This is a genomic window from Planomicrobium soli (genome assembly GCF_003014655.1).
GTDB lineage: Bacteria > Bacillota > Bacilli > Bacillales_A > Planococcaceae > Planococcus > Planococcus soli_B.
Map to the genome: position 1 here is coordinate 49417 of NZ_PYAT01000014.1, position 18136 is coordinate 67552.

Sequence of the window (18136 nt, forward strand, 5' to 3'; positions counted from 1 at the left end):
GCAGGGATAAATTAAGCGGCTAGCGCCCCTGCTGTCTGCGGTACAAATGGATATTTCACAACTTCGCTATTGTAGCAAAGAAGAAATGAAATGTCAATAACTTATTTAGCGATTACAGTGTTAGTGTCTACTTTAACAGCAGGACCCATTGTAGTTGTAACGTTTAACGACTTCATGTAAGTACCTTTAGCAGCCGATGGCTTCGCTTTTTGTACTACTTCGAAAATCGCCGCTAAGTTTTCAGCTAGTTTGCTGTCATCGAAAGAAACTTTTCCGATTGGAGCATGGATGATACCTGTTTTGTCTGCACGGTATTCCACTTTACCAGCTTTGATTTCTTGAACAGCTTTAGTTACATCAAATGTAACTGTACCTGTTTTAGGGTTTGGCATTAAGCCTTTTGGTCCCAAAACGCGTCCAAGTTTACCAACTTCGCCCATCATGTCAGGAGTAGCTACGATTACATCGAAGTCAAACCAGCCTTGTTGGATTTTTTGGATATATTCAGCATCGCCAACATAGTCAGCGCCTGCAGCTTCAGCTTCTTTAAGTTTGTCGCCTTTAGCGAAAACCAATACGCTTTGAGTTTTACCAGTACCGTTTGGAAGTACTACTGCCCCACGGATTTGCTGGTCGTTCTTGCGCGTATCAATTCCAAGACGGAAAGCTACTTCTACTGTTGCGTCAAAGTTAACTGTGCTAGTTTTTTTCGCAAGTTCGATCGCTTCTGTTGCATTGTAAAGTTTTGAACGGTCGATTAATTTTGCTGCTTCTTGCAGCTTTTTGCTTGTTTTAGCCATTTTAAATGTCCTCCTTGTTGTGGTCTAACGGTGTAAGCCTCCCACGATTAAGGGCTGCGTGGTTCACTATCGAACTCAACGCAACCCATCCAAAAACAACTACTAATTATTAGTCTTCGATTGTAATGCCCATGCTGCGAGCAGTACCTTCAACCATCAACATTGCAGCTTCAACTGAAGCAGCGTTTAGATCTGGCATTTTAGTTTCTGCGATTTCGCGAACTTGATCGCGTTTCACAGTCGCTACTTTATTGCGGTTCGGTTCGCCTGAACCTGACTCGATACCTGCTGCTTTTTTCAAAAGAACTGCAGCGGGTGGAGTTTTCGTAATGAAAGTAAATGAACGGTCTTCAAATACTGAAATCTCAACCGGAATAATAAGTCCTGCTTGTTCTGCAGTACGCGCGTTGAATTCTTTACAGAAGCCCATGATGTTAACACCTGCTTGACCCAATGCTGGACCAACCGGTGGCGCTGGATTTGCTTTTGCTGCAGGGATCTGCAATTTTACAACTTTAATAACTTTTTTAGCCACGAAACACACCTCCTTAAGTCCGTGATGTGGTAATAGGGTTTCCCCTCCCACTCAATATCAGTCTATCAACCTTATTGATAGATTAGTTAAAATGTACAGATGGTACTCTGACAGTCTGACCTATGAAATAATACCACTGATGAAACAGAATAGCAAGTAGTTTTTATACCTTCTGAACTTGTTCGAAATCCAATTCCATTTTTGTTTCCCGGCCGAAGATATCGATGGACACTTTAACTTTACCTTTTGTTTCATCAATTTCTTCTACCTTGCCTTGGAAGTTTGCAAACGGTCCTTCCATTACTTCGACCGTGTCGCTAACAGCGAAATCGATATCGAGCTTACGTCCTGCCATGCCCATCTGTTTCAAGATGAACTCAACTTCTTCATCTAAAAGCGGAGTTGGTTTTGCGCCGCCGCCTGATGAGCCGATAAAGCCTGTGACTCCTGGCGTATTTCGTACCACATACCAAGATTCATCTGTCATGATTAATTCAACCAGTACGTATCCCGGGAAGGTTTTGCGCATTACTGTACGTTTTTTGCCGTCTTTAAAATCTGTTTCTTGCTCTTCTGGAATAATAACGCGGAAAATTTTGTCTTGCATACCCATTGTTTCGACACGCTTTTCCAAGTTCGCTTTTACTTTGTTTTCATATCCAGAGTAAGTATGGACTACATACCAATTTTTCTCCATTATCGCGCGGACTAGACGTCCATCCCTCCTTTTTCTCCAAATTAAAAAACCCGTTCGAATAGAATGACGGGCTATTTTTATTCGTTATTCTTGTTGGCTTAAAGTGCTAAGAACCAGCGTACTGCTGCAGAAATGCCTGTATCGATCAATGCAAAAAAGAGTGCCATAAAAATACAGGTTGATAAAACAACAATTGTATAGCGGGTTAACTCTTTGCGTTTCGGCCAGCTGACTTTTCTCATTTCTGAAAGAACATTATTGAAGAATCCACCAATGTTACCCATTATTTAAAAAACCTCCGAATTTCAAAATCACTCTATATCGTCCGGCATTCAAGTAAAATTCATATCGTTTGTTTATGCACGGTATGCTCATTGCAATGAGCACAGAATTTTTTGAGTTCCAAACGGGTGCTAGGCTCCGCTTTCGCTGGAACCGTATAATTGCGTGATGCACACTTCGAGCAGTTTAAAACGATTTTTTTAGCCATTTCCCTCATCCTATTCGAGTTTGCAGCTTTTTCAAGGGTATCACCTTAAAACTAACCTGTCAACCGAACCTCAAGAGCTTCCGGTTTCATTTGTCTGCAGGTGGCGCTCTAATTTACGTTTTACCCGCTGCAATGCATTATCAATTGATTTGACATGCCGACCCAACTTTTCTGAGATTTCTTGATAGGATTGTCCATCCAAATAAAAAGTTAATACCTCGCGTTCGAAATCACTTAACACTTCGCCCATTTTTTCTTCCATGTACAGGAACTCTTCATTATTAATCATCAATTCTTCCGGATCGTCTACGGCGCTCCCCGTCAGGACATCCATCAATGTGCGGTCGGATTCCTCATCATAGATAGGTTTATCAAGCGATACATAAGAATTCAGCGGAATGTGTTTTTGTCTTGTGGCAGTTTTAATAGCCGTGATGATTTGCCGGATAATGCATAGTTCGGCAAATGCGCGGAACGAAGACAGCTTATCGCTCCGAAAATCACGGATTGCTTTATACAGGCCAATCATGCCTTCTTGAATGATGTCTTCTTTATCAGCACCAATCAAAAAATAAGAGCGGGCTTTCATCCGTACGAAATGCCGAAACTTGGTTATCAAAAAATCTAAGGCTTCGGTATTTCCGTTGTGGACTAAACTGACAAGTTCTTCATCTGTCATGTCGGTAAAACTTTTAGGTTGAACTTGCTCATGATTTCCCACGGGTATCCCTCCGGTTGCGCGAGCCTCAATAACATCAGTATACAGGAAGAAAATTTTGAGCGTCAACCTCTCATTCTTGTCCGCGTCTCCATTTTTCGAAAATTTCCTCTACTTCTTCACTTAATGGAATTTTGGATGATGCCCGCTCCTCCTGAATTTCTTTTACTCTTTTGGTGATTTTTTTCTGAATTTCTTCCATTTCAATCTCCAACTCACGCGCGGAAATACGCAAGGCACCTTTGGCAAAAATCACCGACTGTTCGGTTGAATCGGAAGTAGCGACATAGACTTGGTCGCGGCGCGTTTTTAAGCTCGACGCAAGTTTCTCAATCCGTTCATCCGCTGTCTCACTTTCCCGCGTGAAAATGACTTCAACGTCATGATGTTTGTTTTTGGCTTCGATTCCAGGGACAAGATGTGCATCAAATACAATAATGACTCGCCATCCTTTAAAGCTTCTATACTCAGCCAACCGTTCAATGAGACGGTCTCTGGCATCTGCTAATTTGTCCTTTTTTAATTCTTTCAGCTCCATCCAATCACCAATGATATTGTATCCATCAACCAGCAGAATATTCATGGCCTTTACCCCAGCGGATGACGCTTTCTGTAGACTTCATACATTAAAAGACTGGCTGCTACTGATGCGTTCAGCGATGTCACATGCCCAACCATTGGCAGCTGGTAAAGGAAATCGCATTTATCACGCAAAACACGGCTCATGCCTTTGCCTTCGCTGCCAATGATAACAGCAAGCGGCAATGAGGCATCCATCTGGCGGTAATCCGACGACTCTTTTGCATCCGTCCCGGCAATCCAGACGCCGCGCTTTTTCAGTTCGTCCAACGTTTGCGAAAGATTTGTTACACGTACTACTGGAACGTGCTCGATCGCACCGGTCGAAGCTTTCGCGACAACCGCCGTCAAACCGACAGCTCGCCGTTTTGGAATGATCAGGCCATGGGCGCCGACCGCATCAGCTGTCCGCATAATCGATCCGAGATTATGAGGATCCTCCAGTTCATCTAAAATCAGGAAAAACGGGTCTTCTGCCCGAGCAGTCGCCACATTGAACAAATCATCAAGTTCTGCATAGTTATACGCCGCAACTGCAGCTGCAATGCCTTGATGGTTAGAATCGGTCAGCCCGTCAATTTTTTTCTTCGGCACAAACTGGACCAAAACCCCTTTGTCTTTTGCCAGCTGCAGCAATTCGGTGATGCCTTTTTTCTGCACGCCCTCAGCAACCCAAATCTTATTTATATCGCGGTCTGCACGAAGTGCTTCGAGCACAGGGTTCTTGCCGCCGATAATTTCTGATGTTGTTTCTTCGCTCATTTGATCACTCCTCTCAACTCTTCCACGATGGCAATCGAATAAGATACGATTTCGTGGAGCCGCTCTTGCTGTTCTTTTAGATACAGCCAGCCGAGCACAGCTTCAAACGCAGTACTGAAATTGTACGTTTGAACATCTGTATTCTTCGGCACACTGCCCGATTTAGCATTGCGCCCTCTTCTCATGACCGCCAGTTCTTCTTCTGTCAGAAACTCTTCTTCCGTCAGCCTCTTCAGCACCATCGCCTGAGCTTTTGCCGAAACGAATGTAGTGGATTGGCGATGCAGCATGTTCGGTTTGACATGTCCAGAGCGCAGCAAATGCTCACGCACCGCTTGCTCGAAAACCGCATCACCCATATAAGCGAGGGCCAGTGCGTTCAACTGGTCAACGTCCCTGTTTCGTAAAACGTTCACCTTATTACCCCCTCTTCCAGCGCGTGCCCTGTGCGGTATCTTCTAAAATGATGTTTTTTTCCTTGAATAAATCACGGATTTCATCTGCTCTGGCGAAATTGCGGTTCTTGCGCGCTTCAATACGCTCCTCTAGCAGCGCTTCCACTTCTGCATCGAGTAGTTCCTCTTCTTGCTTGAATGGCACACCCAAAACGCCCACAAGTTCATCAAACGTTTGAATAAAAGCCTTAATTACGTTTGTTGATGTCTGCTTTTCCAATAAATACGTATTAGACAGGCGTGATAGATCAAACACCTTTGAAATCGCATTTGCTGTATTGAAGTCGTCATCCATCGTTTCAATAAATTCAGCTTTAATCCCTTCGATCTTTGACAGCCACAGATCTGAATGATCGCCAAGATCTGCGGATGCCCCTAAACGGTGCTTCAAGTTGCTGTAAGCAGTGCGCAAGCGTTCAAGTCCGGCCGCTGCATCTTCCACTAATTGCCGCGAGTAGTTGATCGGATGGCGGTAGTGGACCGATAACATAAAGAATCGCAGGACTTGTGGGTCCAGTTCTTTTAAAATGTCATTGACCAAAACAAAATTATTCAGTGATTTCGACATTTTTTCGTTATCAATATTTATATACCCATTATGCATCCAATAACGTGCAAAAGTTTTTCCAGTCAACGCTTCGGATTGTGCAATTTCGTTTTCATGGTGAGGGAATGTTAAATCCTGGCCGCCAGCATGGATATCGATTGTATCGCCTAAATGCTCACGCGCCATCACGGAGCACTCGATATGCCAGCCTGGACGCCCTTTGCCCCATGGGCTTTCCCAGAAAATTTCACTTGGCTTCGCTGCTTTCCACAACGCAAAATCCAGCTCGTCTTCTTTTTTATCGCCAACTTCTATGCGTGCGCCAATTTTCAATTCATCGACGGATTGATGCGATAACTTGCCGTAGCCATCGAACTTACGGGTGCGGTAATAGACGTCTCCTTGCGATTCATAGGCAAATCCTTTTTCAATTAGCGCTTCGATAAATTCGATGATTTGTGGCATATGGTCCATAACGCGCGGATGGATATCCGCCTCGTCGCAACCGAGTGCTTTCGTATCTTCAAAGTAGGCTTTAATGAACCGTTCGGCGATTTGAGGCACCTCTTCCCCCAATTCGTTTGCAGCTTTGATCAATTTATCATCTACATCTGTAAAGTTGGACACATACGTTACGTCATAGCCTCTGTATTCCAAATGGCGGCGTACGGTATCATAAACGATGACCGGCCGCGCATTGCCGATATGAATATAATTGTAGACGGTTGGTCCGCACACATACATTTTTACTTTTCCTTCTTCAAGAGGAATAAACACTTCTTTTTCACGTGACAATGAATTAAATAATTGAATACTCATGATAGCTTCCCTTCTTCCTGCTTAGCTTTTCTCAATACTTCGATTTCCCGCTGCAACTCAGCCAACTTGAATTCCATCGCTTCCACTTTATCCATAATGGGATCCGGCAGATCCTGATGGTTCAAATCCGGTTTTACTTTTATGCCGTCCTGGATAACGACCTTTCCTGGAATTCCGACAACGGTTGAGTTGGCCGGTACGTTTTTCAATACGACTGAACCGGCTCCGACTTTCGAATTGGCCCCAACTGTAATCGAGCCCAATACTTTCGCACCCGTTGCGACCAGTACATTGTCTTCAAGCGTTGGATGCCGTTTTCCTTTTTCCTTGCCCGTTCCGCCGAGCGTCACTCCTTGGTAAAGCGTGACATTATCGCCTATTTCGCATGTTTCACCAATCACAACACCCATTCCATGGTCAATGAAGAAGCGGCGGCCAATAACTGCTCCCGGATGGATTTCAATGCCGGTGAAAAACCGGCTAATTTGAGAGATGACCCGTGCTAAGAAAAACCAGTTCTTTTTAAAGAAGAAATGTGCAATTCGATGTGCCCAAATGGCATGCAAACCTGAATAGGTCAGCATCACTTCAAAATAGCTGCGTGCCGCTGGATCTTGTTCAAAAATGACATCAATATCATCTTTGATTCGTTTCCACATGCTGTTTAGCTCCTTTCTGTCCCAAAATAAAAAGCGCCCCTGTCATTTACATGACAGAGACGCATAATTGCGCGGTTCCACTCTGATTAAAAGGGACGGACCCTTTTCTCTCGAACGCCTTTAACGCAGGCAATACGTCTGGTCTACTTGATTCGACTCAGCACTCAGAGAGGCATTTCCATGCTGCAGGGGCTCAGATCCTTTTCAGCCGGTGAGGATCCTCTCTTTAGAACATGCTGCATGTACTTATTCTCGTCAACGATTTCGTAATGGTAAAGTTTATTCTACACTTTTCGAGCTATAAGTCAATCCTACGCTCTCGCGTATTCAGCTACTCGATCAATCGTTTTTTCTTTTCCTAAAAGAGCGATCGAATCCGGCAATTCCGGGCCATGCGTTTGCCCTGTCGTTACGACACGGATCGGCATGAACAGGTTTTTCCCTTTATGGCCAGTCGCTTTTTGGACGGCTTTGATAGCTGCTTTGATTTCCGCCGGTCCGAATACTTCAAGCGCTTCTAGCTGCTCTTTGAACGAAGCCATCACTTCTGGCACTTGTTCGCCAGCCAGTACCTCTTGCTCCGCTTCGCCATAAGAAAGTTTATCTGCAAAGAATAATTCAGACAGCTCTGTAATTTCAGCGCCAAAGCTCATTTGGTCGTGGTACAGCGCAATCAACTTGTTTGCCCATTCCGTTTGCTCTTCCGTTAACGTCTCTGGAAGTTTTCCGGCTTTCTGCAAATGCGGAAGTGCTAATTCTACTACTTCTTCAAGCGGCATTTTTTTGATGTATTGGTTGTTCATCCAAGTCAATTTCTGTTTATCGAACATTGACGGAGATTTCGACAAGCGATTAACATCAAAAATACGGATCAATTCTTCTTTCGAGAAGATTTCTTCTTCGCCTTCCGGAGACCAGCCTAAGAGCGCAAAGAAATTAAACAAGGCTTCTGGGATATAGCCAAGGTCTTTATATTGCGAGATAAATTGGATAATTGATTCATCGCGTTTCGACAATTTTTTGCGGTCTTCATTAATGATAAGTGTCATATGCCCGTAAGTCGGATAGTCCCAACCAAATGCATCAAACACCATTTGCTGTTTAGGGGTATTTGATAGATGCTCTTCACCACGGAATACGTGGGAAATTTCCATCAAGTGATCATCGATGACAACGGCAAAGTTATAAGTTGGAATGCCGTTTGTTTTAACCAATACCCAGTCCCCGACATCTTTTGATTCAAATGAAATCGGACCACGTACCAAATCTTCGAATTCATATGTCACGCCAGAAGGCACTTTCATGCGAATCGTATGGGGCATGCCTGCCGCTTCTTTTTCCGCTACTTCTTCTGCTGTCAAATTGCGGCAAGTGCCACTGTATTGGGGAGCAGCAATTCCTGATGCTTTTTGTGCTTCACGTTCCGCTTCCAACTTCTCAGGCGTACAGAAACATTTATAAGCAGAACCGCTTTCTAACATTTCCTGCGCATAACCGGTGTATAAATCCAAACGTTCCATTTGGCGATATGGTCCATAATTGCCGCCGATATCAACAGACTCATCGTAATCGATGCCAAGCCATTTCAAGTTATCGAGCTGAGACAATTCTCCCGCTTCAATATTACGTTCAATATCCGTGTCTTCAATCCGGACAATGAACTTCCCATCATTATGGCGGGCAAATAAATAATTGAATAGTGCAGTGCGGGCTCCGCCGATATGTAAATGTCCAGTCGGGCTCGGGGCATAGCGTACACGTACTTGTTGTGTCATGTGTTTTCCTCCTAAAAAATATCCTTTTGCTATTTTATCATCCTGGTACGTCTAACGAAAGTGGGTGTTTTACCAGCAAAATGACGGCAAGTGCAGCGATGCCTTCCCCACGCCCAGTAAATCCTAAATGCTCTGAAGTCGTTGCTTTGACGTTCACTTGAGAAACGTCCGCTTCAAGCAATCCAGCAATCGACTCGCGCATTTGTTCAATATAAGGAGCCAATTTCGGTTTTTGAGCGATAACTGTGCAGTCTATGTTACCTAACTCATACCCTTCCCCTTTAACAATCTCCCAAATATGCGTCAGCAATTTTTTTGAATCGGCATCTTTGAACTCCGGATCAGTGTCTGGAAAATGCTTTCCAATGTCTCCGCCGCCAATTGCACCGAGCGCCGCATCCGTAATTGTATGGAGCAACACATCTGCATCCGAATGACCGAGCAACCCCCGGTCATGTGGTATTTCAATTCCGCCTAAAATAAACGGTCTTCCTTCCACTAACTGATGTACATCATATCCTTGCCCAATTCGCATCATCGCTTTTCCTCCTGTATCCGGCTCTCTAAAATGGCTTTTCCATAAATCAAATCATCTGGGGTCGTCATCTTAACATTTTCATAAGTGCTTTCGACAATTTGGACTGGATAGTTCAAGCGTTCAACAAGCATCGCTTCATCCGTTCCAAGAAAGCCATCTTCAACTGCCGATTTGGCAGCTTTCAATATTAAATCATATTTAAAAGCTTGGGGCGTTTGGATGATCCATAATTGATTACGGTCCACCGTTTCTGTTATCACGCCGTCTGTTGCTTTCTTGATGGTATCCTTTACAGGCACTCCTGCAATGGCAGCACCAGTAGTTTTTGCCGCTTCTACAAGGCGCGCAATCACTTCAGGGTCGATAAAAGGACGTGCTGCATCATGAACCAATACAATGCCACAAGGCGGAATCGCTTCAAGACAAGATCTCACACTGTCTTGCCGCTCCATTCCGCCTTCTGCATAGCCATGAACTTTGGTGATTTTATGCTTTTTCACGTAGTTATCAATCACTCGGCGCTCTTCATCTTTTACTGCAAGCCAAATTGCATCACAATTCGGATCTTGTTGAAACACTTCCAAAGTGTGAAGAAAAATTGGCTTGCCCAGAAGTTCCAGCAATAATTTATTTTTATTTGCTTTCATCCGTTTCCCGCTTCCGCCAGCGGGCAAGACGACTGTATAGTTCATTTTGCGACATCCTTTATCCATTCATTGAAGCTTGGCGACCATCCCGCGGTTTCGCGAAAATCATACGCCCTGCTGAAGTTTGCAATACACTTGTTACAGTAACATCAATCGCCTGTCCGATAAAGCCTTTGCCATCTTCAATTACAATCATTGTACCATCGTCCAAGTATGCAACCCCTTGATTTTGTTCTTTGCCGTCTTTAATGACAACTACATGCATGTCTTCCCCCGGGATAACCACCGGTTTCACAGCATTGGCCAAGTCGTTGATATTCAATACCGGAACGTTGTGAAGTTCACACACTTTATTAAGGTTAAAATCGTTTGTCACTACTTGGCCGCCCATTTTCTTAGCCGCTCTCATTAGTTTCAAATCAACTTCGCTAACTTCGTCAAAGCTTTCTTCAGTAATCATGATAGCCCCTTCGCGCTCGCTTTGCAGGCGTTTCAGTATATCCAAACCTCGGCGTCCACGCGTCCGCTTCAACGTATCAGAAGAATCTGCGATATGCTGCAATTCCGATAAGACGAATTGGGGAACAACAAACGTCCCTTCCATAAACCCAGTGGCTGAGATATCTGCAATGCGGCCATCAATAATAACGCTCGTGTCCAACAACTTATAAGTAGTTTTTTGAACCGGTTCTTCAATTTCCGCTTTTTTGGCAGCAGCCAAACGTGGCAGCGTTACCATTGCCACCATCTCCTCGCGCTTTTGGAACCCTACTTGAAATCCTAAATAACCAAGCACAACAGATAAAACAATCGGTGCTGCAGTGGCAACCAAGGGAATATCAATAGTGCTTAAAGCAAATCCGATCAGAAACGCGACGACCAAACCTAAGATCATTCCGACTGTTCCAAACAATAAATCTGGAGTCGGGGCATGCAGCAGCTTTTCTTCCATCCATTTCATGAACTTAACGAGAGAATCTGCAAACATAAGAGATAAAAGAAAGAAAATAATGGCTCCAATTAAAGCAGCTACAATAGCATTATTGCTCCATGGATTGTCAAGAAAAGGGATAAGTTCAAAAACATAAGGTAAAAATATAATTCCGACAGTGGCACCAATCAACAAAAACAAAATCTGGATAATTCTCCTTAACATGTGCTCCACCTCCTTTTTTTAATTATACACTGTTTGCTTGGGAAACGCTTTTTTGACCCTTATTAGTATTGGAACAAAGAATAAGGAGGCAACATTGCCTCCTTATTGTGGAAATATTTCTCTTAAAGCATCATTAACGTTTTCAACACCGACTACACGAATTCCCTCAGGATAATCCCAGCCTCCCAAATTGGAAGCCGGTACAATTGCACGCTTGAATCCGAGCTTCGCCGCTTCTTGAACGCGTTGTTCGATTCGCGACACACGACGAATTTCACCTGTCAGCCCGACCTCTCCGACGATGCAATCATAGACATTTGGTGCGGTATCGCGGAAACTTGACACAATGCTCGCAAGCACTGCCAAATCAATGGCCGGCTCATCGAGCTTAACACCACCTGCGACTTTAATATACGCATCTTGCGCTTGAAGCAACATGCCGACCCGTTTCTCCAATACCGCCATCAACAGCGATACTCGGTTTTGGTCGATGCCTGTTGCCATACGTTTCGGATAGTTGAAACTCGAAGGCGTTACCAAAGCCTGTATTTCAACAAGAATCGGACGTGTACCTTCCATCGAGGCTACAACCGTTGAACCTGCTGCTCCACTTGAACGTTCCTGCAAGAATAACTCTGACGGGTTCAATACTTCTTTTAAACCGCTTTGCAGCATCTCAAAAATAGCAATTTCATTAGTGGAACCGAATCGGTTTTTAACACTCCGCAAAATCCGGTACGTATGGTGGCGCTCGCCTTCAAAATACAGCACCGTATCCACCATATGTTCGAGAATACGTGGACCCGCGATTTGCCCTTCCTTAGTTACATGGCCCACAAGGAAGATCGCGATGTTCTTTGTCTTCGCAATTCGCATCAATTCCGCCGTACTTTCTCTTACTTGTGTCACACTGCCTGGCGCTGACGTTACTTCAGGATGATGCACCGTTTGAATGGAATCGACGATCACAAAATCAGGACTGACTTCTTCAATTGTATGATGAATCAATTCCAAATTCGTTTCCGCGTAAATGAACAATTCTGAGGAAGATGCGTCCAACCGCTCTGCCCGGAGTTTCGTTTGACGGATGGATTCTTCTCCAGAAATGTATAACACTCGGCTGCCGCTGTTTGCGAGCATTGCCGATACTTGCAGCAATAACGTAGATTTTCCGATCCCGGGATCTCCACCTATTAACACAAGCGACCCTGGAACAATACCGCCGCCAAGTACCCGGTTCAACTCGCCCATTTCAGTTTCTACACGTGGCTCCTGCTGCGTTTCAATTGAATTAATCGGTGTCGCTTTTTGTGCCACCGTTGCTGAATGCTGAAAAGCGCCACGCGTACCTTTAGGCGCTGCCACTTCCACTTCTTCAACCATCGTATTCCAATCACCGCATCCTGGACATTTCCCCATCCATTTAGCAGATTCGTAGCCACACGACTGGCACATAAACTTTGTTTTCTTCTTAGCCATACGTACCTCCTATTTTCAATAAAAAAACCGCCCGCCGAATACCCGGCGAGCGGAACGCCCTCACTTACTTTTTCTGCAATTCTACAGTTGGTTGGTCTGTGCGGACAATAAATTCTCCATCTTCCACATCAAATATGATGTGCTGGCCAGCAAGTGCTGTGCCTCTCAACAGTTCTTCAGACAAGCGGTCTTCAACATGTTTTTGAAGCGCACGACGCAATGGACGTGCCCCGTATTCAGGATCGTACCCTTCGTTCGCCACCTTATCTAGAGCTGCTTCAGTCAATTCCAAATCAATATCCTGTTCTTTCAAACGATCAGTCAATTGTTTTGTCATTAATGTCACAATTTCTCGCAAGTTATCTTTTTCAAGAGAATGGAAGACAATCATGTCATCAATTCGGTTTAAGAATTCTGGACGGAATGCTTTTTTCAATTCAGCAAGCATCTTGTCTTTCATGTCTTTGTAATCAGTTTTTGCATCTTCCAAATTGAAACCGACGTATTTGTTGTATTTCAATTCTTCTGCACCAACGTTTGAAGTCATGATAATTACAGTGTTTCGGAAGTCGACTCTGCGTCCTTTCGAATCAGTCAAACGTCCATCTTCAAGAACTTGCAGCAAGATATTGAAAACGTCCGGATGAGCTTTTTCAATTTCGTCAAGTAGAATAACCGAATATGGTTTGCGGCGAACTTTTTCAGTTAACTGGCCGCCTTCTTCATAACCGACATATCCTGGAGGTGAACCAACAAGACGTGAAGTCGAATGTCTTTCCATGTACTCGGACATATCAATGCGAATCATCGCATCTTCATCACCGAACATTGATTCTGCAAGAGCTCGGGCAAGTTCTGTTTTACCAACACCAGTTGGTCCAAGGAAGATAAATGAACCGATTGGACGTTTCGGATCTTTCAATCCAGCGCGCGCACGGCGAATCGCTTTTGAAATCGACGTAACCGCTTCTGCTTGTCCAATAACACGGCCATGAAGAATCTCTTCCAGGTTCAACAATTTATCAGATTCAGTTTGCGCCAGCTTGGAAACCGGAATCCCAGTCCACATTGAAACAACTTTCGCAATGTCTTCTACAGTAACCTGCGACTCTTCTTTGCCTTGTTTTTCTTTCCATTCTTTTTTCGTTTTTTCCAATTGATCTTTCAGCTTTTGTTCTACGTCACGAAGAGATGCAGCTTTTTCAAACTCTTGGCTTTGCACCGCTTCGTTTTTCTCATGGCGTGCGGCTTCTAATTTCGCTTCCAATTCTTTCAAATCCGGTGGAGTCGTGTAAGAACGAAGTCTCACTTTAGACCCTGCCTCATCGATCAGATCGATCGCTTTATCCGGTAAGAACCGGTCAGAAATGTAGCGGTCAGACATTTTCGCTGCCGCCTCAATCGCTTCATCAGTGATTTTTACCCGGTGATGCGCTTCGTAACGGTCGCGCAAACCTTTGATGATTAAGATTGATTCATCAACTGTCGGCTCATCTACTTGAATCGGTTGGAAACGACGTTCAAGAGCTGCATCTTTCTCAATGTATTTGCGGTATTCATCAAGAGTTGTGGCACCGATGCACTGCAATTCCCCACGTGCTAAAGAAGGCTTAAGAATGTTCGAAGCATCAATTGCCCCCTCAGCACCGCCAGCTCCAATTAATGTATGAAGTTCATCAATAAAGAGAATAATGTTGCCTGCTTGGCGAATTTCATCCATTACTTTTTTCAAACGGTCTTCAAATTCACCGCGGTATTTTGTACCAGCAACTACAGTACCCATATCAAGCACCATGACGCGTTTGTCACGCAATGTTTCCGGCACCTCATTATTAATGATCTGTTGTGCCAATCCTTCGGCAATGGCTGTTTTACCAACGCCAGGTTCACCGATCAATACCGGATTATTTTTTGTTCTACGGCTTAACACTTCAATTACACGAGTGATTTCATCGCTGCGGCCGATAACCGGGTCTAAGCTGCCTTCGCGTGCTACTTGAGTCAAGTCGCGAGCTAACCCATCCAACGTCGGTGTATTTGCCGATGCATTCGGATTGCTGCCAGTAGACGCTTGCTCGTTGCTGCCTAATAATTGCAATACTTGCTGACGCGCTTTATTCAAGCTGACGCCTGCATTTCCTAGTACGCGTGCAGCAACACCTTCACCTTCCCGGATCAATGCAAGCAATAAGTGCTCTGTACCAATATAGGAATGACCCAGCTTGCGCGATTCGTCTACAGACAATTCAATAACTTTTTTTGCTCTCGGCGTATAGTGAACAATCGGTCCGACATTTTTCTCTCCGACTCCTACAAGTTCTTTTACGCCCTCTTCGATTAATTGTGTATTCACTTCAATTGCTTCAAGAGCTTTAGCAGCAATACCACCGCCTTCACGAATCAGGCCAAGCAAAATGTGCTCTGTACCGATTGATTCGTGTTTCATGCGAATAGCTTCTTCTTGAGCTAATTGAAGAACTTTTTGTGCGCGTTGTGTAAATCGGTTGAACATCATACGTAATCCTCTCCTTCATCATTTAAGCTTTCTTTATTCAAGCGTTCGCGAAATAGGTTCGCTCGTGCAAAATCTCGTTCTTTTGGCTCTAATGGCTTGTTGGAATACTGCTGTAAAAAAGCGGGTTGCATAAAAATCATCAATTCATTCAATATGGACATGTCCATATCCTTGATCATTTTTAAATCAATACCCAAACGGACATCTGACAAACACTTTGCAGCTTCTTCTGTTGTCAAAAGACGAGAATGGGTAAGAGTTCCAAGGGACCGATAAATTCGATCTTCCAATACGATCGGTGAGTTACTCCTAATTGCTTCACGGGCCCGGCGCTCTTGTTGAATAATTTGTTCTGTCATGTTTTGAAGGTCTTGAAGAATTTCGTGCTCGGATTTGCCAAGTGTAAGCTGATTGGAAATTTGATAAACATTCCCGAGCGCTTCACTGCCTTCTCCATAACTCCCTCTCACGACCATTCCAATTCGTGATATAGCGGGAATAATGCGGTTTATTTGATGCGACATTGTCAATGCCGGCAAATGCAGCATAACAGACGCCCGCATTCCAGTACCTGTGTTCGTTGGACAACTTGTTAAATAGCCAAATTTCTCATGAAAAGCATATGACAAGTGCTTCTCAAGCAATGAATCAAGACGATTAGCTACTTGATAAGCTTCTTGCAGATGAAAACCAGACTGTAAACTTTGTATGCGTAGATGGTCTTCCTCATTGACCATGATACTCAATTCCTCATTGTCAGATAAAAGAACAGAACCTGAATGTTGTCCTCTAGCTAGATAAGGACTGATCAAGTGTTTCTCAACCAAAACCTCTCGTTCCAGTTGTTGTGTTTCTTGTATGTCAATATGAGTAAAGTTATAATCCAATTCTCTGCCTTTGTCCAATAGAACCGCCGAAATGGCTTTATCCACTTTTAGCGCTTCATCTTCCGAAAAAGCATAAGGGAAGTGAAAATCGCTTATATTTCGCGCTAGCCGGATGCGTGTACTCATTGCAATATCGACATTCTCTCCAGCATTAGCCATCCAACTGCTTGCTCTTGGCTGAAGGAAACGATCAATTGCCATTAGAAACACCTCCTTCAAGTTGCGAATTTAATAGCCGAATTTCGTCTCGCAACTTTGCAGCTCCCTCAAAATCTTCTTCTTCTATTGAAGTCTTCATTTGCTTTCGCAACTTTTCAATTTCTTTTTTTATTTTTAGCGTATTCCCATAAGACGCAGGAATTTTGCCATTATGTTCTGTATTGCCATTATGAAGCCGTTTAAAAACTTCATCGAGTTGTGGCTCGAAGGCATCGTAACAAGAAGCACAACCGAACTTACCTAATTTCAAGAACTTAGTAAACGCAAATCCACAAGACGGACAAACTGCTACTTCTTTACGAACTGGATTTACCGTCGTCTGCTGATTAGGAAACCAATTAGTTAATAACTGGTGAATAGCCATAGGATCTTGCTCAAAAGCAATATTAATGCTTTGGGTACCAGCTGCACAAACGTGGCATAAATGGCGTTCGGTCGTTTGGCCTTGTTGCTTTTGTTTTACTATTACTGAAGCGTGGCGTTCTCCACATTGATCACAAATCATCCGATCACCTCTTAAACGTTCGACTGAAATTTTAACGAGAAAAGCATTGCAATGAGAATTCGTGACCTCACTTCGTCTCGAAGAGGTAAAGGCAAAAGCAACGTAGAGCGGTCAACAGCACTTAACATCAATTTTGCCTCGCGTTTAGATATAATTTCTTCATCTAAAAGCCGAAACACAATATCTTCCGCCATGCTTTGTGTTGCGCCTTGTTCTAAACGCTCTATAATTTCTGCCAGTACATCTGATTTTTTATGGAGACGTATTCGTTTAATGCGAATATAACCTCCACCGCCTCGTTTACTTTCGACTAAATAACCACGATCAACAGTAAATCTTGTGTTAATAACGTAGTTTATTTGAGAAGGAACGCATTGAAATTTTTCAGCAACTTCGCTTCTTTTAATTTCAATATGGTCTCTCTCGCTTAATTCGATAACTTGCTTCAAATAACCTTCAATCACATCTGAAATATTCCGCATCGCCTTCACCTCTTCGATACATAATATGTCAAAATTGACTTTGACTATATTTGACTTAATTATACAACATATATTTTAGAGATTTCAAATAGTATGTTTCGAAAAGGATGGCTTTAAAAAATCTCGAGATTATATTTCTCGAGATAGGAAAGGATATTATTCTTTTTCCAGTATTCTCTTCATAAAATCTTTTGCATGACTTGAAATTGATTCGGTTTTTTCTTCTCGATACTTTGTTTTCCACTTCGGTCCTTCTCTCCATATTTCTACTACATCTCCAACTGAAACATTATGTGTAAAATCTACTACTGGAAACGTAAACTGTTCGCGTTGCTCATCTACTGATGTTAATAGAGCCGTTCGCTTATCAATTGCTTCTACTTTATATAATCCTGGTTTCATAATTTTCACCTCATTTTTGGTTTTCCCCTATTGAATATTATTCAATCATTTGTTAAACAATAACTTTAAATTAAAAAGCATTAAATCTGTTCAAAAATTTTAAAAAGACTTTTTTAAAAACACAAAAAAAGCCAGAACCGGAAACGGTTCTGACTTTCAGCTTGCCCAGCGACGTCCTACTCTCACAGGGGGAGACCCCCAACTACCATCGGCGCAAAAGAGCTTAACTTCCGTGTTCGGGATGGGAACGGGTGTGGCCTCTTTGCCATCATCACTGGACTTTGTTTTTTTGAAAGACAAGTCTTATTATACCAACTCTGTCGAGTTTGGCAAGGCTTTTTTTCACGCCTCTTGGCTTGTTCGTTCAAAACTGGCTACACGACGGATGAAACGAAACAAAATTGGTTAAGTCCTCGATCGATTAGTATTCGTCAGCTGCACATGTCGCCACGCGTCCACCTCGAACCTAT

At 43.4% G+C, this 18136-nt stretch carries 21 protein-coding genes, 1 rRNA gene and 2 other annotated features (1 of these 24 cut by a window edge); all 22 genes read right to left on the reverse strand.

What is annotated here, in order from left to right:
• Window positions 1-59, reverse strand: a sequence feature (ribosomal protein L10 leader region); it reaches 90 nt to the left of the window's first position.
• A 42-nt stretch (window positions 60-101) separates the two neighbouring features.
• On the reverse strand, window positions 102-800 hold the full coding sequence (gene rplA, locus B0H99_RS14925) for a 50S ribosomal protein L1 (protein WP_106534489.1): 699 nt from the start codon (window positions 798-800) through the stop codon (window positions 102-104).
• Between the two features lie 109 nt (window positions 801-909).
• A complete protein-coding gene (rplK, locus tag B0H99_RS14930; protein WP_052654209.1) occupies window positions 910-1335 on the reverse strand; it encodes a 50S ribosomal protein L11 in 426 nt (141 codons plus the stop codon).
• 163 nt (window positions 1336-1498) lie between these two features.
• On the reverse strand, window positions 1499-2032 hold the full coding sequence (gene nusG, locus B0H99_RS14935; RefSeq protein WP_106534490.1) for a transcription termination/antitermination protein NusG: 534 nt from the start codon (window positions 2030-2032) through the stop codon (window positions 1499-1501).
• A gap of 98 nt (window positions 2033-2130) precedes the next feature.
• Window positions 2131-2316 (reverse strand): preprotein translocase subunit SecE, encoded by a 186-nt coding sequence (gene secE / locus B0H99_RS14940; RefSeq protein WP_106534491.1) that lies wholly within the window; start codon window positions 2314-2316, stop codon window positions 2131-2133.
• A gap of 59 nt (window positions 2317-2375) precedes the next feature.
• Window positions 2376-2531: a 50S ribosomal protein L33 gene (gene rpmG / locus B0H99_RS14945; protein ID WP_425440391.1), complete on the reverse strand. Its 156-nt coding sequence runs from the start codon at window positions 2529-2531 to the stop codon at window positions 2376-2378.
• A 61-nt stretch (window positions 2532-2592) separates the two neighbouring features.
• Window positions 2593-3309: an RNA polymerase sporulation sigma factor SigH gene (gene sigH, locus B0H99_RS14950; RefSeq protein WP_181313683.1), complete on the reverse strand. Its 717-nt coding sequence runs from the start codon at window positions 3307-3309 to the stop codon at window positions 2593-2595.
• Between the two features lie 4 nt (window positions 3310-3313).
• Window positions 3314-3823, reverse strand: a complete 510-nt coding sequence (locus B0H99_RS14955; protein ID WP_106534494.1) for an NYN domain-containing protein — start codon at window positions 3821-3823, stop codon at window positions 3314-3316.
• Window positions 3824-3828: 5 nt separating this feature from the next.
• A complete protein-coding gene (gene rlmB, locus B0H99_RS14960; RefSeq protein ID WP_106534495.1) occupies window positions 3829-4581 on the reverse strand; it encodes a 23S rRNA (guanosine(2251)-2'-O)-methyltransferase RlmB in 753 nt (250 codons plus the stop codon).
• Window positions 4578-4997 carry a Mini-ribonuclease 3 gene (locus tag B0H99_RS14965; RefSeq protein WP_106534496.1) on the reverse strand — a complete coding sequence of 140 codons (420 nt, stop codon included), beginning with the start codon at window positions 4995-4997 and terminating at the stop codon, window positions 4578-4580. The genes rlmB and B0H99_RS14965 overlap by 4 nt, the downstream gene beginning before the upstream one ends.
• Window positions 4998-5001: 4 nt before the next feature.
• Window positions 5002-6402, reverse strand: a complete 1401-nt coding sequence (gene cysS / locus B0H99_RS14970) for a cysteine--tRNA ligase (RefSeq protein ID WP_106534497.1) — start codon at window positions 6400-6402, stop codon at window positions 5002-5004.
• Complete coding sequence (cysE, locus tag B0H99_RS14975; protein WP_106534498.1) at window positions 6399-7061, reverse strand: serine O-acetyltransferase; 663 nt, start codon at window positions 7059-7061, stop codon at window positions 6399-6401. Before cysE ends, cysS begins: the two co-directional genes overlap by 4 nt.
• Window positions 7062-7113: 52 nt before the next feature.
• Window positions 7114-7329, reverse strand: a binding site (T-box leader).
• A 43-nt stretch (window positions 7330-7372) separates the two neighbouring features.
• A complete protein-coding gene (gltX, locus tag B0H99_RS14980; protein ID WP_106534499.1) occupies window positions 7373-8836 on the reverse strand; it encodes a glutamate--tRNA ligase in 1464 nt (487 codons plus the stop codon).
• A gap of 37 nt (window positions 8837-8873) precedes the next feature.
• Window positions 8874-9374, reverse strand: a complete 501-nt coding sequence (gene ispF, locus B0H99_RS14985) for a 2-C-methyl-D-erythritol 2,4-cyclodiphosphate synthase (RefSeq protein ID WP_106534500.1) — start codon at window positions 9372-9374, stop codon at window positions 8874-8876.
• On the reverse strand, window positions 9371-10066 hold the full coding sequence (gene ispD, locus B0H99_RS14990) for a 2-C-methyl-D-erythritol 4-phosphate cytidylyltransferase (protein ID WP_106534501.1): 696 nt from the start codon (window positions 10064-10066) through the stop codon (window positions 9371-9373). Before ispD ends, ispF begins: the two co-directional genes overlap by 4 nt.
• A gap of 13 nt (window positions 10067-10079) precedes the next feature.
• A complete protein-coding gene (locus B0H99_RS14995) occupies window positions 10080-11177 on the reverse strand; it encodes a PIN/TRAM domain-containing protein (RefSeq protein WP_106534502.1) in 1098 nt (365 codons plus the stop codon).
• Window positions 11178-11279: 102 nt separating this feature from the next.
• Entirely contained in the window at window positions 11280-12656 is a 1377-nt protein-coding gene (gene radA, locus B0H99_RS15000) for a DNA repair protein RadA (RefSeq protein ID WP_106534503.1), read from the reverse strand.
• 64 nt (window positions 12657-12720) lie between these two features.
• Window positions 12721-15171 (reverse strand): ATP-dependent protease ATP-binding subunit ClpC, encoded by a 2451-nt coding sequence (clpC, locus tag B0H99_RS15005; protein WP_106534504.1) that lies wholly within the window; start codon window positions 15169-15171, stop codon window positions 12721-12723.
• Window positions 15168-16259: a protein-arginine kinase McsB gene (gene mcsB, locus B0H99_RS15010; RefSeq protein WP_106534505.1), complete on the reverse strand. Its 1092-nt coding sequence runs from the start codon at window positions 16257-16259 to the stop codon at window positions 15168-15170. Before mcsB ends, clpC begins: the two co-directional genes overlap by 4 nt.
• Complete coding sequence (locus tag B0H99_RS15015) at window positions 16249-16782, reverse strand: UvrB/UvrC motif-containing protein (protein WP_106534506.1); 534 nt, start codon at window positions 16780-16782, stop codon at window positions 16249-16251. The genes mcsB and B0H99_RS15015 overlap by 11 nt, the downstream gene beginning before the upstream one ends.
• Before the next feature lie 11 nt (window positions 16783-16793).
• The gene (locus tag B0H99_RS15020) at window positions 16794-17264 is read right to left on the reverse strand and encodes a CtsR family transcriptional regulator (protein WP_106534507.1); all 471 of its coding nucleotides are present in this window, start codon (window positions 17262-17264) and stop codon (window positions 16794-16796) included.
• 156 nt (window positions 17265-17420) lie between these two features.
• Window positions 17421-17666, reverse strand: coding sequence for a hypothetical protein (locus tag B0H99_RS15025; RefSeq protein ID WP_106534508.1), 246 nt, complete (start codon window positions 17664-17666; stop codon window positions 17421-17423).
• A 163-nt stretch (window positions 17667-17829) separates the two neighbouring features.
• Window positions 17830-17945, reverse strand: a 5S ribosomal RNA gene (rrf, locus tag B0H99_RS15030).
• Window positions 17946-18136 lie beyond the last annotated feature (191 nt).

Excerpts from the sequence above, each read along its gene's own strand:
- rplA (WP_106534489.1), bottom strand. The coding sequence starts at position 800 with ATGGCTAAAACAAGCAAAAAGCTGCAAGAAGCAGCAAAATTAATCGAC.
- nusG (WP_106534490.1), bottom strand. The coding sequence starts at position 2,032 with ATGGAGAAAAATTGGTATGTAGTCCATACTTACTCTGGATATGAAAAC.
- secE (WP_106534491.1), bottom strand. The coding sequence starts at position 2,316 with ATGGGTAACATTGGTGGATTCTTCAATAATGTTCTTTCAGAAATGAGA.
- rpmG (WP_425440391.1), bottom strand. The coding sequence starts at position 2,531 with ATGAGGGAAATGGCTAAAAAAATCGTTTTAAACTGCTCGAAGTGTGCA.
- B0H99_RS14955 (WP_106534494.1), bottom strand. The coding sequence starts at position 3,823 with ATGAATATTCTGCTGGTTGATGGATACAATATCATTGGTGATTGGATG.
- rlmB (WP_106534495.1), bottom strand. The coding sequence starts at position 4,581 with ATGAGCGAAGAAACAACATCAGAAATTATCGGCGGCAAGAACCCTGTG.
- cysS (WP_106534497.1), bottom strand. The coding sequence starts at position 6,402 with ATGAGTATTCAATTATTTAATTCATTGTCACGTGAAAAAGAAGTGTTT.
- cysE (WP_106534498.1), bottom strand. The coding sequence starts at position 7,061 with ATGTGGAAACGAATCAAAGATGATATTGATGTCATTTTTGAACAAGAT.
- gltX (WP_106534499.1), bottom strand. The coding sequence starts at position 8,836 with ATGACACAACAAGTACGTGTACGCTATGCCCCGAGCCCGACTGGACAT.
- ispF (WP_106534500.1), bottom strand. The coding sequence starts at position 9,374 with ATGATGCGAATTGGGCAAGGATATGATGTACATCAGTTAGTGGAAGGA.
- ispD (WP_106534501.1), bottom strand. The coding sequence starts at position 10,066 with ATGAACTATACAGTCGTCTTGCCCGCTGGCGGAAGCGGGAAACGGATG.
- B0H99_RS14995 (WP_106534502.1), bottom strand. The coding sequence starts at position 11,177 with ATGTTAAGGAGAATTATCCAGATTTTGTTTTTGTTGATTGGTGCCACT.
- radA (WP_106534503.1), bottom strand. The coding sequence starts at position 12,656 with ATGGCTAAGAAGAAAACAAAGTTTATGTGCCAGTCGTGTGGCTACGAA.
- clpC (WP_106534504.1), bottom strand. The coding sequence starts at position 15,171 with ATGATGTTCAACCGATTTACACAACGCGCACAAAAAGTTCTTCAATTA.
- mcsB (WP_106534505.1), bottom strand. The coding sequence starts at position 16,259 with ATGGCAATTGATCGTTTCCTTCAGCCAAGAGCAAGCAGTTGGATGGCT.
- B0H99_RS15015 (WP_106534506.1), bottom strand. The coding sequence starts at position 16,782 with ATGATTTGTGATCAATGTGGAGAACGCCACGCTTCAGTAATAGTAAAA.
- B0H99_RS15020 (WP_106534507.1), bottom strand. The coding sequence starts at position 17,264 with ATGCGGAATATTTCAGATGTGATTGAAGGTTATTTGAAGCAAGTTATC.
- B0H99_RS15025 (WP_106534508.1), bottom strand. The coding sequence starts at position 17,666 with ATGAAACCAGGATTATATAAAGTAGAAGCAATTGATAAGCGAACGGCT.